This window comes from Microbulbifer harenosus, from assembly GCF_005771435.1.
Classification (GTDB): Bacteria; Pseudomonadota; Gammaproteobacteria; order Pseudomonadales; family Cellvibrionaceae; genus Microbulbifer; species Microbulbifer harenosus.
In genome coordinates, this window is sequence record NZ_VANI01000047.1 from 1 (window position 1) to 1,169 (window position 1,169).

General features: G+C 43.4%; 2 protein-coding genes and 1 pseudogene. 2 read left to right on the forward strand and 1 reads right to left on the reverse strand.

Going from position 1 to position 1,169, the window contains the following annotated elements:
* Both FDY93_RS19235 and FDY93_RS19240 read left to right on the forward strand, forming a co-directional pair.
* Positions 1-487 (forward strand): VOC family protein (locus FDY93_RS19235; protein ID WP_220446266.1); only part of this gene is annotated, 487 nt, incomplete at its 5' end.
* Positions 488-604: 117 nt separating this feature from the next.
* Positions 605-994: a hypothetical protein gene (locus tag FDY93_RS19240; RefSeq protein ID WP_138237380.1), complete on the forward strand. Its 390-nt coding sequence runs from the start codon at positions 605-607 to the stop codon at positions 992-994.
* A gap of 70 nt (positions 995-1,064) precedes the next feature.
* Here FDY93_RS19240 and FDY93_RS19990 read toward each other — a convergent pair.
* Positions 1,065-1,169, reverse strand: a pseudogene (locus FDY93_RS19990) (IS30 family transposase); the annotation flags it as partial.

A 1,169-nucleotide genomic window follows, 5' to 3' on the forward strand; every position in this document is an offset into this window, starting at 1 on the left:
CGTCTTACTTTATACACATTTTGTGCGGTCGCTGCGCTCCCAATTTCGCACAAAATGTGCAAAAAGTAAGCCGCCGCTGAGCAAGGCGTTATGCCATGAAGCAATGAAAGTAGAAAATATTGATCATCTAAATATTTCCGGGCCAGAGAATCTCATTGAGGAGGTTCGGGAATTTTACGAAGAGATTTTGGGCCTGAAAGTAGGTAGCCGACCCAATTTCAGCCGCGCAGGGTACTGGCTTTATGCTTCAGATAAAGCAATCATTCACTTAACTGTGTCTGAAGTTAATAGGTCTGGCTCAAATACATATTTCGATCATTTCGCATTCCGAGTAACTGGGCTTCCGTCGGCCAAAAAACGGTTAGATTCAAAAGGTATTGAGTACAAGCAATCGATAGTCTCTGAAATGGATCAAGTGCAACTTTTCCTTTCAGATCCCGCCGGTAATGGGGTAGAGCTTAACTTCGTAGGGGAGCCCGCGGCATAACAAACAGCGGCAGAGCGACAGCCAACGCTACGCACCTTTTGTGTTACTCGCTGTCGCTCAAACATTAACACAAAAGGTGCTCCGCGCTGGCTGCGCCTGCGCTGGGCGTTATACGCTATGAATAATTTGATCCGTGCAATTCCAATGTTTTTTTTAATTGGCGGGTGCACGTCAATTTACAACGTCTCAAAAAACAGTGAATTTTCTGAGTTTGTAAATCGTGAGATCACTTTAAAGAAGCAGGTTCTCGTCTGTAGGGAATCGCCTCTTAAAACAGAGGCAGGCACATCTATAGAAGATGAATTGATCTATAACATACACGAAAGAAGCAATTGTCCATTCGGTGAGACTATAGGTACCTTGCCGCGCGGAAGTAAAATTTTCATCGCTAGGGTTGAGAAACATAAATTATTCTATGGAAAAACGGCTTCTCACATTTATTTTCTTGGCAAATCACATATGAAGGATGGTAAGGAATTTGAATTCTTCTTATATGTATGGTCATGAGGGGTACTATGCAAATCAACCTTGGTAGCCAGCCGCGCCTAGTATCAAGTTTGAACCGCGACAATGACGATTATCTTCCATGGTACATTTCCTCTGGTGTTTTGTAGCCGAACCGCTTTCTGGGACGGCTATTTAATTTCATTGCAATAGCGTCACATTGTTGCTGTGTTATGTC

Coding starts and splice junctions, on each gene's coding strand:
- FDY93_RS19240 (WP_138237380.1), top strand. CDS start 605: ATGAATAATTTGATCCGTGCAATTCCAATGTTTTTTTTAATTGGCGGG.